The organism is Nocardioides sp. REDSEA-S30_B4 (assembly GCF_001627265.1).
GTDB lineage: Bacteria > Actinomycetota > Actinomycetes > Propionibacteriales > Nocardioidaceae > Nocardioides.
The window spans coordinates 17,751-32,094 of the sequence record NZ_LUPI01000001.1; the positions used below are offsets into that span (position 1 = coordinate 17,751).

Annotated in this window: 11 protein-coding genes and 1 pseudogene; 4 read left to right on the plus strand and 8 right to left on the minus strand. The window is 65.7% G+C overall.

Annotated elements, in window-relative coordinates:
- Positions 1 to 10: 10 nt before the first annotated feature.
- The 4 genes from A6R01_RS00125 to A6R01_RS00140 form a co-directional block, all read right to left on the minus strand.
- Complete coding sequence (locus A6R01_RS00125) at positions 11 to 475, minus strand: hypothetical protein (protein ID WP_292602060.1); 465 nt, start codon at positions 473 to 475, stop codon at positions 11 to 13.
- Between the two features lie 10 nt (positions 476 to 485).
- Positions 486 to 1,928 carry a polysaccharide biosynthesis tyrosine autokinase gene (locus tag A6R01_RS00130; RefSeq protein ID WP_292602063.1) on the minus strand — a complete coding sequence of 481 codons (1,443 nt, stop codon included), beginning with the start codon at positions 1,926 to 1,928 and terminating at the stop codon, positions 486 to 488.
- 207 nt (positions 1,929 to 2,135) lie between these two features.
- On the minus strand, positions 2,136 to 2,423 hold the full coding sequence (locus A6R01_RS00135) for a DUF2516 family protein (RefSeq protein ID WP_292602066.1): 288 nt from the start codon (positions 2,421 to 2,423) through the stop codon (positions 2,136 to 2,138).
- A gap of 154 nt (positions 2,424 to 2,577) precedes the next feature.
- Complete coding sequence (locus tag A6R01_RS00140) at positions 2,578 to 3,552, minus strand: asparaginase (protein WP_292602068.1); 975 nt, start codon at positions 3,550 to 3,552, stop codon at positions 2,578 to 2,580.
- A 65-nt stretch (positions 3,553 to 3,617) separates the two neighbouring features.
- Here A6R01_RS00140 and cysC point away from each other — a divergent pair, with 65 nt between their 5' ends.
- A complete protein-coding gene (gene cysC / locus A6R01_RS00145; protein ID WP_292602071.1) occupies positions 3,618 to 5,528 on the plus strand; it encodes an adenylyl-sulfate kinase in 1,911 nt (636 codons plus the stop codon).
- Positions 5,525 to 6,559, plus strand: coding sequence for a sulfite exporter TauE/SafE family protein (locus A6R01_RS00150; RefSeq protein WP_292602074.1), 1,035 nt, complete (start codon positions 5,525 to 5,527; stop codon positions 6,557 to 6,559). The genes cysC and A6R01_RS00150 overlap by 4 nt, the downstream gene beginning before the upstream one ends.
- Here A6R01_RS00150 and gmd read toward each other — a convergent pair.
- A pseudogene (gene gmd, locus A6R01_RS00155) lies at positions 6,530 to 7,587 on the minus strand (GDP-mannose 4,6-dehydratase). The gene A6R01_RS00150 and the pseudogene gmd sit on opposite strands and share 30 nt — an antisense overlap.
- A 124-nt stretch (positions 7,588 to 7,711) precedes the next feature.
- Positions 7,712 to 8,878, minus strand: coding sequence for a nucleotide sugar dehydrogenase (locus A6R01_RS00160; protein WP_292602077.1), 1,167 nt, complete (start codon positions 8,876 to 8,878; stop codon positions 7,712 to 7,714).
- 198 nt (positions 8,879 to 9,076) lie between these two features.
- Here A6R01_RS00160 and cysD point away from each other — a divergent pair, with 198 nt between their 5' ends.
- Positions 9,077 to 9,991: a sulfate adenylyltransferase subunit CysD gene (cysD, locus tag A6R01_RS00165; RefSeq protein WP_292602080.1), complete on the plus strand. Its 915-nt coding sequence runs from the start codon at positions 9,077 to 9,079 to the stop codon at positions 9,989 to 9,991.
- A 77-nt stretch (positions 9,992 to 10,068) separates the two neighbouring features.
- Complete coding sequence (locus tag A6R01_RS00170) at positions 10,069 to 11,310, plus strand: GTP-binding protein (RefSeq protein ID WP_292602287.1); 1,242 nt, start codon at positions 10,069 to 10,071, stop codon at positions 11,308 to 11,310.
- 988 nt (positions 11,311 to 12,298) lie between these two features.
- On the opposite strand, the gene A6R01_RS00175 is transcribed toward A6R01_RS00170, so the two are convergent.
- Both A6R01_RS00175 and A6R01_RS18210 read right to left on the minus strand, forming a co-directional pair.
- Complete coding sequence (locus A6R01_RS00175) at positions 12,299 to 13,438, minus strand: glycosyltransferase (RefSeq protein ID WP_292602085.1); 1,140 nt, start codon at positions 13,436 to 13,438, stop codon at positions 12,299 to 12,301.
- Positions 13,435 to 14,214, minus strand: a complete 780-nt coding sequence (locus A6R01_RS18210; protein ID WP_366925081.1) for a WecB/TagA/CpsF family glycosyltransferase — start codon at positions 14,212 to 14,214, stop codon at positions 13,435 to 13,437. The genes A6R01_RS00175 and A6R01_RS18210 overlap by 4 nt, the downstream gene beginning before the upstream one ends.
- Positions 14,215 to 14,344: the final 130 nt, after the last annotated feature.

Genomic DNA, 14,344 nt, shown 5'->3' on the forward strand with positions numbered 1-14,344 from the left:
GATCAGCTGATCAGGAGTCGACGCGCGCGAAATAGGTCAGGTTGACGTCGTCGTCCGACGGGAACGCCTGCAGGATCACAAGTCCCCCAGCCGGAAGGCGCAAGGTCGCGCTCGGGAAGCCGAGCTCGTCCGTCCGGTCGGTGAGCTCCCAGCCGGCGTCCTCCAGTGCTGCGATCGCCGCGTCGAGGACCGGCTCCGCTTCCGCGGAGTAGATGTTCGTGGTGATGGAGAACCCTGCGTCGGCGTCGCCGTCGGTGGAGGCGACTTCTCCGTCGAGCACCGGAACGACGTCGCGGGGGAAGTCGGCGGGGAGCCCGTCCTCTGCGTCGGGCGTCGCTGCCTCGGAGAGGAAAACCCCGGTGGGCTCGGGATCGTCGGGACGGCTCGAGTCGTCGCTGCAGCCGGTTGCCACGCTGAGGACCAGCAGTGAGGGGAGAGCCAGCGAGGCCAGACGGAGCCGTCCAGGTCGAGTCATGGAGTGGACCTTACGACCCGGTGTCCGCGCGACGAGCGCCGCGCGTGGGCTTGTCGACGTCCTCGGGAGCGTAGCCGTAGCCGTAGCCGTAGCCGTAGCCGTAGCCGTAGCCGTAGCCGTAGCCACCACGGCGGCGGGACGGCGTCATGTTGAGGATGAGCCCCACCAGATCGGCGTCGACCTGCGCGAGCCGGTCCTGGGCCTGCGAGAGCTGTTCGCGCGTGGTCTTGCCGTGGGCCGCGACGACGATCGCGCCGTCGGCCTGCACGGCGAGCAGTGCGGCGTCCGTGACGGGGAGTAGCGGGGGTGCGTCGATGATGATGGTGTCGAATCGACCCTTCGCCTTCGTGAGCATGTCGGCCATCGCGTTGGACTGCAACAGCTCTGCCGGGTTGGGCGGCACAGCGCCGCTGCCCATGACGGTCAGTCCAGAGACCGAGTGCTCCTGCAGGGCGTCCTCGAAGGCGACCTTGCCGACCAGGACGGTGGTGACGCCGACGGAGTTGTCCAGGCCCAGAGCGAGCGATGCCTTCGGACGGCGCAGGTCGCACTCGACGAGCAGCGTCTTCTGGCCGGCCTGGGCCAGGGTGATGGCCAGGTTGACCGCGGTGGTTGTCTTGCCCTCTCCAGGGAGCGCGGAGGTGACCACGAAGACCTTGGTGGTCGCGTCCACGTCGACGAACTGGAGATTGGTTCGCAGGACGCGGAACGCTTCGACCCGCGGTGCGTGCGAGCCCAGCGAGGTGACCAGCGGCTGGGTGCGGATCGAGGGGTCATAACCGATCGTGCCGAGCAGCGGTGCGTCGGAGGACTCACGCACGTCTTCGGGGGACTTGATCGTGGTGTCGAGCAGCTCACGGAGTACCGCGATGCCGAAGCCGAGCAGCAGGCCGAGGACGACGGCGAGCCCGAGATTGCGCACCGGCTGAGGCGCCACCGGGGACGTCGGCAGGGACGCTGAGTCCACGATGCTCGCCCGGATGAGTGAGTCGCTGTTGCCCGGGTACGTCTCCAGTCGGCGCACGAGATCGCTCAGCCCGGTGGCGTAGGACTGGGCCAAGGCCTGGGCCATCGTCGGAGAAGGGTCGGTGACCGAGAGGTCGATGATGACCGTGTCTGGCACGACGGACGCCGCGACCTCTCCGAGCAGCTCGCCCTCGGTCATGTCGGCGCCGAGATCGTCGATCACCCATCCAGCGAGTTCTGTGCTCTTGGTGACGAGGTCCGCGTACGACTTCACCCGCTGGCCCGAGAACTGAGCGCCGGTGAAGGCTTCCCCGACTGAGTCGCCGGAGCTCGAGGAGGTGGTGGAGACGAAGACGCGTGCCGTCGACTGGTACTGCGGGGTAGAGGTGAAGGTCCACGCAGCAGCGGCCCCGACCACCAGGAGGGTCAGCGTCGCGATCAGCAGCCACCGCCGCCGAAGGATGCGCAGGTAATCACGCAGTTCCACAGAGACTCCGTTCGTCGGCGCGCCGAGCCTGCGCGTCTGCCGAAAACCCTAACCGACGGATGTTTCAGCAAGCGACCCGCTCAGCCAGCGGGCTCTCCGGCGGTCGAGGTGCGAGCGGAGCGAGCCTCTCGAGACCCCGCGCACTCAGGTGGTCGAGCAGTGACGAGCGCTAGCGAGGAGCGGGCGTCGAGACCACTTGCCCGACGCTCAACGTCGGCGCAGCCCACCGATCGCCGGCCGCACGTCCGCTAGGTATACGAACGCCGCGATGGTGAACACGATGTTGAGCAGCCCCAGCGGACCGCCGAGCAGCAGCTGCACCACGACCCCGAGCCCGAGGATGAGCGACCAGGCCGTCTTGGTTAGCTTGCCGGCCGCCTCGTACTCCTCATTGGAGTGCATCAGCGAGTTCACGAACGCGAAGATCTTCACCACCAGCAGCACGAAGGCCACGACGAGGTAGAAGTTCAGGTCCAGCGATCGCACGTCCAGCACACGTGCAGCCTACGAGATGCCCCGGAGTGCTGGGACGCACGCGGTCGCTGCGACGCCGCTCCCGCCGGTCGAGGCGCGAGGATCGCCGGCGGCGATGCCCCACCGCCGGTTGAGGTGCGAGGAGCGCCAGCGACGAGCCTCGAAACCCGGTGACCTACAAAGCAGCCCTGATCTCCCCGACCGGCACGCGGCCACCCAGAAGCACGTGCTCCCCGGTGCGCCGCACAGCAGCAGCATCGACACCCGGCAGATCGAGCACCCCGGAGCGCTCCAGCGCAGCCGCCATCACGACAGGCCGCGCCCGGGCACCCCCGTCGTCGATCTTCAACGCGGACGCCCGCCCGTCGGGCAGTGCTACGGCGTAGCACGCCTCCGCCCCGGCCTTGCCGATCGCGCCCGGGATCGCCCGCAGCAGCGCCAGCTCGTCCCGCGTCGATCCGGACACCAGCTCCGGGTGCGAACGGATCGCCTCAGCAACGGCCGTCTCCGGCCCCTCAGTGGCGACCGCGAGCGTGCGGAACGCGCGCGCCAGCCCGGTGAGCGAGGTGGAGAGCAGAGGGGCGCCGCAGCCGTCCACGGCGATCGTGTCGACTGTCTCTCCGGTGAGTCGCGAGAACGTCTCGACGATCTGCTGCTGCAGCGGATGGGTGGGGTCCAGGTACGTCGCGGTGTCCCATCCGTTGGCGGCGCAGGTGGCCAGCATCGCCGCGTGCTTGCCGGAGCAGTTCATGAAGAGCCGTGAGGGTTCTGCTCCGGCCCGCAGCGCCTCGTAGCGAACCGCGTCGATCATCGGCCAGTCGACCGGGCACTGCAGGTCGTCCTCGGTCAGACCGACCCGCTCCAGCAGGCGCCGCACGCCGTCAAGGTGCATCTGCTCTCCCGAGTGCGACGCGCTGGCCAGCGCCAGCAGGTCAGGCGGGAGGACGAGCCCTGCCTCGAGCAGCGCTACGGCCTGCAGCGGCTTGTTGCACGACCGCGGCAGCACCAGGGAGTCCACGTCTCCGACCGACCACTCCACGCGTCCGTCGGGCGAGAGCGCGACCACTGAGCCGTAGTGATGCCCCTCGACGAAGCCGGAGCGCACGATCTCGGCGACCACGGCCTGAGCGGAGTGGGGGAGCGACGTCATGACCGCGAACGTAGTCCCGGCACCTGCATCCCCTGAAACTCGACTAGTTCTGTCAAGATACTCGGGTGAGTGCCCTCCCGCAGTTCTGTCCGACTCCGCGCGAGCTCGACGACCTCGAGCTCCTCGCGACCGGTGCCCTCGCCCCCCTCACCTCGTTCTCGGTGCGCGCCGCCGGTGGTCGAGGTGCGAGCGAAGCGAGCCTCGAGAGCCTCATCTCGCTTGTTCTTCCGGAGGACGTGTACGCAGCCGCCGTCACCGCGGGCGGCGTGGAGCTGGTCGACCCTGAGGGTCTCCCTCTCGCCCGCGTGACCGTGCCCGGCGGCAGCGTGGACGCGCTCACCCACGCGCAGTACGGCCCGTTCCGCGAGCTCTACCTCACCCCCGCCCAGGCCCGGGAGCAGTACGCCGGTCGCACCTGGGTCCCCGTCACCGACGCCCTGACCGAGACCCAGGCCGAGCAGGTACGCGGCCTCGGGGCCGTCGTGCTGGTGGCGCTGGTCGGCACCGGCACCCCGGACCTTTCGCCCGTGGCCCTCATCCGCGCCACCCGCCTGGTGGCGCAGACCCTGCCTGAAGCCGCGGTCGTCGCGGTCCCGCTGGCCGCGCACGAAGACCCAAACACCGACCACGCTCTCGGCGTGCAGGTGCTGGGTACGTACGCCGGCGACGACCCTGTCGTGGCGCTGGCCGACGACCCCGAGGGTGACTACGCCGAGGTGGCCGCCCCTGTGGTGGCCGCAGACCGTCCGGCGCCCGACGAGCAGGGGCTCGTCCTGTTCTTCACCGGTCTCTCCGGCAGCGGCAAGTCGACCCTGGCGCGCGCGCTGATGGACAAGATTCTCGAGCAGGGCGGACGCACCATCACCAGCCTCGACGGCGACGTGGTCCGCCGCAACCTGTCGGCCGGCCTGACCTTTTCCAAGGCCGACCGCGAGACCAACATCCGCCGGATCGGCTGGGTCGCGGCCGAGATCAGCCGTCACGGCGGCCTGGCGGTCGTCAGCCCGATCGCCCCGTTCGACGAGACGCGGCAGCAGGTCCGCGCGATGGTCGAGGATGCTGGAGGTGCGTTCTTCCTCGTCCACGTTGCGACCCCCCTGGAGGAGTGCGAGCGCCGCGACCGCAAGGGGCTCTATGCGAAGGCCCGCGCGGGTGAGATCCCGGAGTTCACCGGCATCTCCAGCCCCTACGAGGTCCCGGGAGACGCCGACGTCCGCGTCGACACCACCGGCCGCACCATCCCCGACGCCCTCGACGACGTGATCGTGGCGCTCCAGGAAGCCGGCTACCTCGACCTCCCGCTCAGCACCCCTGACAGGTGGTCGAGCAGCGACGAGCGCCAGCGAGGAGCGGGCGTCGAGACCACCGACAAGCCACCGGTTGAGGAGGCGCGCCAGCGCCGTCTCGGAACCGAGGCCCCCGAGACCACCCAGGCTCCGGACGAACCCCTCAAGGTCCTCTTCGTCTGCACCGCCAACATCTGCCGCAGCCCCTTCATGGAGCTCACCGCCCGCCACCTGGCCGGCGACGCGGCGATCGAGTTCCGATCGGCCGGCACTCACGGCTTCAGCGACCACCCGATGAACCCCGAGATGGCGGTCACCCTTGAGCCTCGTGGTGTCACCGGGGAGCAGGACTTCCGCAGCCGCCCCCTGACGAAGGCCGAGCTCGACTGGGCCGACGTGGTGCTGACGGCAGAGGCCGACCACCGCCAGTTCATCCTCGACGACCACCCGGCGCTCTTCCGCAAGGTCTTCACCCTCGGTCAGTTCGTCGACTCCCTCGCCGGGCAAGAGGGCCTCCACGGCCTCGAGCTCCTCGCAGCGGTCGGCGCACACCGCGCGACGGCGTCCCCCGACCTGGACGTGGCTGACCCCTACCGCCGTGGCCCGGAGGCGTGCGAGCGCGCCGCGGCCCACATCGAGTCCCTCCTCCGCGCGGCCCTGGCCGCCCTCGCCCCCAAGGTGTCCGTGTGACCGACATCCTCACCCTCACCGCCCTGTCGATCGCGGTCGCCGGATTCGTCGTCGGGGTCGTCGTCGGCCTCACCGGCATGGGCGGAGGCGCCCTGATGACGCCGGCCTTGATTTTCCTCGGCGTCGGTGGGGGCGAAGCCGCAACCGTGGTGACGGCGGACCTGACCGCCGCTGCGGTCTACAAGACCGGCGGCGCGGCCGTGCACGCCAAGGAGGGCTCGCCCAACCTCAAGCTCGCGATGTGGTTGATCATCGGCTCGGTCCCCATGGCGTTCGTCGGCCCGTACGCCGTCAAGGCGTTCACCACCGATGCCGAGGAGCTCGACCGGGTGCTCAAGCTGAGCATCGGGTTCGCGCTGCTGTTCGCGGCGGCAACCTATGCGCTGCGGCTCTACATCAACCTGCGCCGCGTCCGCTCCGGAGGCGACCCGGGCGACCCGAACCCGCCGGTGCGGCCGATCCCCACGCTGCTGGTCGGCATGCTGGGTGGCTTGTTGGTGGGCGTCACGAGCGTGGGATCGGGCTCAGTCATCATGATCGCCCTGCTGATGCTCTACCCGGGGCTCTCGGCGGTGAAGCTGGTCGGCACCGACCTGGTGCAGGCCGTTCCGCTGGTGCTGGCCGCTGCGGTCGCGAACATTGCCATTCACGGTCTTGACTGGGGTATCGCGATCCCCCTGATCCTCGGCTCGGTGCCGGGCACGCTGCTGGGTGCGAAGATCGCCCCCCGCGTGCCGCAGTCCTACATCCGCCGAGGCATCGTTGTGGTGTTGACGATGTCCGGGGTCGCGCTGCTGGACAAGGCGGGCTGGGCACCTCTCGGGCGCGAGGAGACCCACCCGGTGCTAATCGCCGTCGTCGGACTGGTGGTGCTCTTGCTGCTGCCGATCATCTGGGGCTTCCTGCGCAAGGAGCAGGGGCTACCCTTCATGGGTGCGCCGACGGTGAGCGAGCTCGACACCTGGAACTATGCCGGCCGGCGCACCACGCCGTCCGGCGACTCAAAAGGGCAGGACCGGCCAGTCGGCTAGTTGGGGCCGGTCGATCCACCCGGCGCCGTGCTCGAGCGCGGCGATGTCGGCGTCGACCATCAGCCGGGCGAGGTCCAGCGCAGTGACCGTGGCCTTCCATCCGAGGTCGTGCGCGGCTTTGCTCGCGTCACCGATCAGCTCGTCGACCTCGGTGGGGCGCAGGTAGCGCTCGTCGAACCGGACGTGCTTCTCCCAGTCCAGGCCGACGTGGGTGAACGAGGCCTCGACGAAGTCGCGCACCGAACAGGCGGTGCCGGTGGACAGTACGTAGTCATCGGGGGAGTCGGCCTGCATCATCCGCCACATGCCCTCGACGTACTCCGGGGCGTAGCCCCAGTCGGGTTGCCCAGCCAGAGCTCCGACTCGATCCCGGCCTTGATGCGGGCCACGGCGCGGGTGACCTTGCGGGTCAGGAAGGTCACACCCCGGCGAGGTGACTCGTGGTTGAAGAGGATGCCGCTCACCGCGTGCATGCCGAAGCCCTCGCGATAGTTCTTCGTCATCCAGTGGGCGAAGACCTTCGACACGCCGTACGGCGAGCGCGGGTGCAGTGCGGTGTCCTCCCGCTGCGGAGGCGGCGTGGCGCCGAACATCTCGGAGCTCGAGGCCTGGTAGAAGCGTGCGGGCACCTCGGAGAGGCGCAGCGCCTCCAGGATGCGTGCCGCGCCGATCGCCGTGACCTGAGTCGTGTGCTCGGGCTCGGTGAAGGAGACTCGCACGTGCGACTGGGCCGCGAGATTGTAGACCTCATCGGGCTGCACGAACTGGATCAGGCTGGTCAGTCGGCTGGTGTCGGTGATGTCGCCGTGGTGGAGGAACAGCCGCGCATCGGGGTCGTGGGCGTCCTGGTAGAGGTGGTCGATGCGCGAGGTATTGAACGACGAGGAGCGGCGCATCAGACCGTGCACCTCGTAGCCCTTGCCGAGCAGCAGCTCGGCGAGGTACGAACCGTCCTGGCCGGTGATGCCGGTGATGAGTGCGCGCCTGCGCCGGTCGGTGCTGCTGGGAACCACGTGTCCTGCCTCCACGATCGGGGTTCAGGACATCAAACCAGTCGTGTCCCAGGCATGGGTGAGCGCCGTCTCATCCGCGCTGAGGTGGTCGAGCAGCGAGTGCCAGCGAGCGGGCGTCGAGACCCCCTCGCCCTACGGATCAGTCCCGCCCGTAGATGTCCCTGGTGTAGACGCGGTCCTCGACGTCGTCGAGCTCCTCGGCGCGCCGGTTGGCGATGATCACGTCGCTGCGCTTCTTGAACTCGTCGAGGTCGCGCACGACCTCGGAGTTGAAGAACAGGTCGTCCTCGAGCGTCGGCTCGTAGATGACGACCTCGACGCCCTTGGCCTTGATCCGCTTCATCACGCCCTGGATGGAGGACATCCGGAAGTTGTCAGACCCTTCCTTCATCACCAGTCGGTAGACGCCGACCGTACGTGGCTGGCGCCTGAGGATGTCGTCGGCGACGAAGTCCTTGCGGGTCGTGTTGGCCGAGACGATGGCGCTGATGAGGTTCTGCGGTACGTCCTGGTAGTTGGCCTGAAGCTGGCGGGTGTCCTTGGGTAGGCAGTAGCCGCCGTAGCCGAAGCTCGGGTTGTTGTAGTGGGAACCGATGCGGGGGTCGAGCCCGACACCCTCGATGATCTGCGCCGTCGACAGACCGTGCCGGGCCGCGTAGGTGTCAAGTTCGTTGAAGTAGGCGACCCGCAGCGCAAGGTAGGTGTTGGCGAATAGCTTGATCGCCTCTGCCTCGGCGGAGTCGGTGAGCAGGACGGGCACGTCCTTCTCGATCGCCCCCTCCAGCATGAGGTGCGCGAAGGCGCGGCCGTCCTCGGTTCGATCGCCCACCACGATGCGCGAGGGGTGCAGGTTGTCGTAGAGCGCGCGACCTTCGCGGAGGAACTCGGGGCTGAAGACGATGTGGGCCCCTAGGTGCTCTCCCCGCATCCGTGCGGTGAAGCCCACCGGGACCGTGGACTTGATGATGATCACCGCCGTGGGATTCACCTGGCGAACGGTCTTGATGACCGACTCCACCGAGGTGGTGTCGAAGTAGTTGCTCTCGGGGTCGTAGTCGGTGGGCGTGGCAACGACGACGAACTTGGCTCCGGCGTAGGCCGCGTGCGAGTCCGTGGTGGCGGTCAGGTCGAGTGAGCCACGGGCGAGGTAGTCGGTGAGCTCGGGGTCCACTAGCGGGGACTCACCCCGGTTCACCATCTCCACCCGGGTCTCGTCGAGGTCCACAGCCCACACCTGGTGGTGCTGGGCTAGGACGACAGCGTTGGAGAGCCCTACGTACCCGAGTCCGGCGACTGCGATCTTCACCCTGGCACTCTAGGGCGACCCGAGCCGACTTACAGACCTCGCACGGGATCGTCACCGGTGCGCAACGCGCACGACATCTGAGACGTATGTGATCGTGGCGCACGGCACGCTGGCGGCTGTCCAGCGCTCGGTGATGTCTCACGATGGATGCTCATGGCTACGATGAGGCCTGCTTCCCACAGGAGAGGTCTGTTTCGCATGCCCGACACCCACGCCGACTACCGGCTGAGTCAACTCGACCAGCTGGAAGCGGAGTCGATCCACATCTTCCGCGAGGTCGCGGCGGAGTTCGAGAAGCCGGTGCTGATGTTCAGCGGCGGCAAGGACTCCATCGTGATGCTCCGACTGGCCGAGAAGGCCTTCTACCCGGCGAAGATCCCCTTCCCGATGCTGCAGGTCGACACCGGCCTGGACTTCCCCGAGGTGCTCCAGACCCGTGACAACTGGGTCAACCGCCTGGGCGTCAACATCGTGGTCGCCAGCATCGACGACGCGATCGCCAACGGCGTGGTCGTCGACGACGGCAAGACCTCGCGCAACCGTCTGCAGATCGGCACCCTCCTCAACGTCATCGAGGAGAATGGCTTCACCGCCGCGTTCGGCGGCGGGCGCCGCGATGAGGAGAAGGCCCGCGCCAAGGAGCGTGTCTACTCCCACCGCGACGAGTTCGGCCAGTGGGACCCGAAGAATCAGCGGCCGGAGCTGTGGAGTCTCTACAACGGCCGCCTCCACGAGGGCGAGCACATGCGGATCTTCCCGATCTCGAACTGGACCGAGCTCGACGTGTGGTCCTACATCGCCCGCGAGGGCATCGAGATCCCCTCGATCTACTTCGCCCACCAGCGTCGGGTCTTCGAGCGCGGTGGGATGCTCATGACCGAGACGCCGCTCAACCCGTGCAAAGACGGCGAGGTCGCCGAGGAGCGCACCGTCCGTTTCCGCACCTGCGGCGACATCACCCTGACCGGCTGCGTGGAGTCCACCGCCAGCACGGTGGAGGAGATCATCGAGGAGATCGCCGTCGCCCGCGTCACCGAGCGCGGCGCCACTCGCGGTGACGACAAGTTCTCTGAGGCCGCCATGGAAGACCGCAAGAAGGAGGGCTACTTCTGATGGCCACCAATTCGCACGTCGAGCCTGTCGAGACGCCCACCGCCGGCGAGCAGGCCGTCGAGAACGTCACCACGAACATGGACCTGCTGCGCTTCGCGACAGCCGGCTCGGTCGACGACGGCAAGTCCACGCTCATCGGACGCCTGTTGCTGGACTCGAAGTCGATCTTCGAGGACCAACTCGAGGCCGTCGAGGCGACCTCGAAGGGCAAGGGCTACGATTACACCGACCTGGCCCTGCTGACCGACGGTCTGCGCTCCGAGCGCGAGCAGGGCATCACCATCGACGTGGCCTACCGCTACTTCGCGACGCCGAACCGCAAGTTCATCATCGCCGACACCCCGGGTCACGTGCAGTACACCCGTAACATGGTGACCGGCGCCTCTACGGCCGACCTGGGTCTCGTGCTCGTCGACGCCCGTCAGGGCCTGACCGAGCAGTCGCGCCGGCACGCGGTGATCCTCTCGCTGCTGCGCGTCCCCCACCTGGTGCTCGCCATCAACAAGATGGACCTCGTTGACTTCGACGAGAAAATCTACGAGAAGATCCACGACGAGTTCACCCAGTTCGCGACCAAGCTATCGATCCCCGACCTCGAGGTCATTCCGATCTCGGCGCTCCAGGGTGACAACGTGGTCAACCGCAGCGAGAACATGCCGTGGTACTCCGGCCCCACGCTGATGCACCATCTCGAGCACGTCCACGTTGCCTCGGATCGCGATCTGATTGACGCACGTTTCCCTGTCCAGTACGTGGTGCGTCCCAAGTCGGACGAATTCCACGACTACCGTGGGTACGCCGGCCAGGTGGCCGGGGGCGTACTCAAGCCAGGCGACGAGGTCGTCGTACTTCCTAGTGGGATGACCTCGACTATCTCCAAGATCGATCTCTTCCACCAGGAGGTGCCCGAGGCATTTCCCCCCATGAGCGTCACCATCAGCCTGGCCGATGACGTGGACGTCTCTCGTGGGGACATGATCGCCCGCGTCAAGAATGCACCACAGCCTACGCAAGACCTTGACGCCATGGTGTGCTGGATGACTACTGCTCCGCTCAAACCGAGGCAGAAGTTGGCCATCAAGCACACCACGCGGCTCGCTCGCGCACTGGTGAAGGACATTCAGTACCGATTGGATGTCAACACACTTCACCGCGACCAGGACACCCACGAACTCGCAGTTAATGAGATCGGGCGAGTCCAACTGCGCACGACCGTCCCCCTCCTCTGCGACTCCTACTCGAAGAATCGCACGACCGGCTCATTCATCCTCATTGACGAGGCAACGGGCGTGACGGTGGGAGCGGGAATGATTCTGTGAGCCACTCCCTGGCCTGTAGACAGGCGCTTGGCAGTCAACCGGATGCGTCGTGAGGTGTAGCGGGTCGCCCTTCGGGGCCCGGCGGCCCGGGGGTGGCCGGTGGGTCCCGGCGGGAGACCGGTTCAGCGAGTGGCCGGCAAGTCGGACGATGTGGAAGTATCTGAACCACCCCAGTTTCGACGTCGCTCCTGTTTGAGTCTAGGAGGATGCAGCCATGCCGAAGAAGATCGATCTTGCGGTGAAGGCCAGGTACTCCGCCGCGACACACCTCGGTGGCACGAGTCAGGTCTGATCAGGCCATCGTTGTGGCCAGGGTCGGCGCCGGCACCCTGTGTCCGCTGGACAGATCCCAGGCTGATACCCCCGAGGGGGTCAGGCGATTCAGAAGTCACATCGCGCACCGGCGGACCAGCGCTAACCCTGACAGCCAGCCCCAGGCCAGCCGCGACGAAGACTTACAGGCGATTCACTCTCACAGATGCAATATCAGGCTAAACTGCCTGTGACACCACTTTGGCGGGGACCCCCGCGACCGTAGCCCCCGCCGGCACGTCACTGAGGACAATAGCGCCAGCAGCCAACTTGGCACCTGCGCCAACATGCACCTCTCCAAGCACTCGGACACCCGCCCCGAAATCAACGTCGTCACCAATAGTTGGCGGCAATCCGTTATCTGTTCGTTTCCCGATAGTCACCTGCTGGCGCAGCGTGACCCCGGAGCCAAGCACAGCGTCGTCGTGGACAACTATTCCGTTCGCGTGAGGAATTCGTAGGCCAGGTCCAACCCTAAGTCGCCAGGGAATTTCCGCCCCAAGTAGCCAATCAACCAACAGGCGATAGAATACCCCGATAGGAATGGCGGCCACTCGAGGCGGCAAGTCGCGCGGTTGCCTAGCGGTGGAGGCCATTCTGAACAACGTCAAAATCAATATCGCCTTTGGATTTCCGCGGTTCGCATGCCAGTCGCAGGTGAAACTTTTCAGGTGATTCACCGCCCAGCGCCTCCCAAAACTCCTGTGTACAGTCCGGAAATACTCTCAAGCCACTTTGCCGGCGTGTACCGCTCTGCATAGCGCGCACGGGAGGCTCGCCTAAGGGTAAGTTGGTTACGATGGATGTAATCCAGACCCATCTTCAATGAAGCAGCGTCCGTGTAAGTAGCCCCGGTGCCAGACGCATGGATGTCATCCGCAGCTGCGTTTCCCTGCTGTGCTAGCACCGGTAGTCCAGCTGCAATCGCCTCAAGATACACCTGTGGCACAGCTCCCTCTGCCCAGATACTGGGAACGACGACCCCTCTACTACTAGTCAGGAGTTCAAGGACCTCCTCATGCGTGCGCACGCCTAAGTAGTCGACCGCTTCGGACGAGCTGCTCCACCACTCGATCTCACGACGCATTGGGCCGTCGCCAACGATCTGAAGCGGTGCCTCAAGTGGCCAATACTCCATCAACCGACGAAGTCCCTTTTCCTCGGACAGTCGACCAGTGTAGATCCAACTACCAGATGCCGCGTCGTCAACAACCGTGCTAGCCGGCCCAAAATTCGGCAGAAGTTCGATCTTGGCCCGCGGAATCCCGTTCTCCACGTGCATACGTAGGGCGCGCTCGGACAAAGCAAGAAGGCAAGTTGCTCGCTGCACCAAGAGATAATCAGCCACAGGCCCACTAAGATGAACACTCATCGGCACCGACTGTACTCTTGAATTTCGATAACATCCGTTGACTACGCCGTGCAGCGACGTAGCTCGGCACTTGGCGCAGGGTTTCCCATTGAGCATCATGGTTCCCTTCATGCACATAGTCCTGAAGTTGTGCAGAGTGGCGACAATCGGGACTGAAACGTCATCTAGCCACCCCAAACCCAAATTTGGCACGACATTATGTACGTGAACCAAGTCGGGCTTTTCGTCCGCGATGCATTCCGTAATATCCGAGTTGCTGCCATTTGTCATCATAGAATGCGCGGCAATGAGCCGGTTGCTCAAGGTAGGACGAGTAGGCGTCTGGCTCGTATAGGTGACAACATCAAACCGAGTCCGCAACACCGCAACCTGTGCATCGACAACGATGTTCTCACCGCTCGGCTGACTCCCTGAATAGCGGCTATGCGCCACAAGGATCTTCATCTCTGGCGACATCTCCTTTCCGCGCGAAGCAGAACCCACGCAAATTCCGGAAGCCCGAGCAGATATCTACGCCACAGCCGCTTTGGTTCGCTTAACAGGCGGAAGAGCCACTCCAACCCGAGCCTTCGTAGAATGCGTGGACCGCGACGCTTCGTACCGCTGCTGAAGTCAAACGCAGCCCCCACTGCAATGAAGATCCTGTCCGACTGTTGAGCGAGGAGTCCAGCGACACGGTCCTGTTTCGGGGTCCCCAGGCCGATCCAAACGATGTCGGCGTTAACCGCCTCAAACTGTACAATCCAGTCCTGCACTTCCATCCGGTCCCAGTCGTCTCGATAGGGTGGAGCCAGTTGTCCCACTATAAGCACCCCTGGGAACTTCTTTTCGAGACTCTCACGCAGCCTAACAAGAGTCTCTGGTGTTGTCCCTAACATGAAGTGTCGAACCCCCCCGCCACGACCAAAGTCCAGCACATCCTCGAAGAGAGAAGGTCCCGGCACCTGAGTCAAGCGCATTGCCCGGAGTAGCTTCCCGGCCAAAACCACCGAGCGACCGTCAGGCAAGACCCTCCAAGCATGCTGCAGAATCGAAAGAAAAGCCGGGTCCTTGGCAGCGCAGACGCTCGTGTACGCATTTGCTAAATGAACGTTTCGCCCAAACGAGCGTCTTGCAGCGGACTTTACTATGTCGTCCGCCGCATTGTCCGCGCTAGGAAAGCGCAGGAAAGGAATGTCGGCTAGCCAGATGTATTCAGGCATCGAGAATCCGCCTTCCATGATCCAAGCCGCCCCACATCACGATGTGACGACCATACAATATGTAAGCGGAGGTACCGGCGGCAAGGTACGGCAACCCAGCAACAAGACCAATAGGCGCGCCCAGAAAGAGTGCGGCAGTGGCGACGAC

Excerpts from the sequence above, each read along its gene's own strand:
- A6R01_RS00125 (WP_292602060.1), bottom strand. The coding sequence starts at position 475 with ATGACTCGACCTGGACGGCTCCGTCTGGCCTCGCTGGCTCTCCCCTCA.
- A6R01_RS00140 (WP_292602068.1), bottom strand. The coding sequence starts at position 3,552 with ATGACGTCGCTCCCCCACTCCGCTCAGGCCGTGGTCGCCGAGATCGTG.
- cysD (WP_292602080.1), top strand. The coding sequence starts at position 9,077 with ATGCCCGACACCCACGCCGACTACCGGCTGAGTCAACTCGACCAGCTG.
- A6R01_RS00170 (WP_292602287.1), top strand. The coding sequence starts at position 10,069 with ATGGACCTGCTGCGCTTCGCGACAGCCGGCTCGGTCGACGACGGCAAG.
- A6R01_RS00175 (WP_292602085.1), bottom strand. The coding sequence starts at position 13,438 with ATGAAGATCCTTGTGGCGCATAGCCGCTATTCAGGGAGTCAGCCGAGC.
- A6R01_RS18210 (WP_366925081.1), bottom strand. The coding sequence starts at position 14,214 with ATGGAAGGCGGATTCTCGATGCCTGAATACATCTGGCTAGCCGACATT.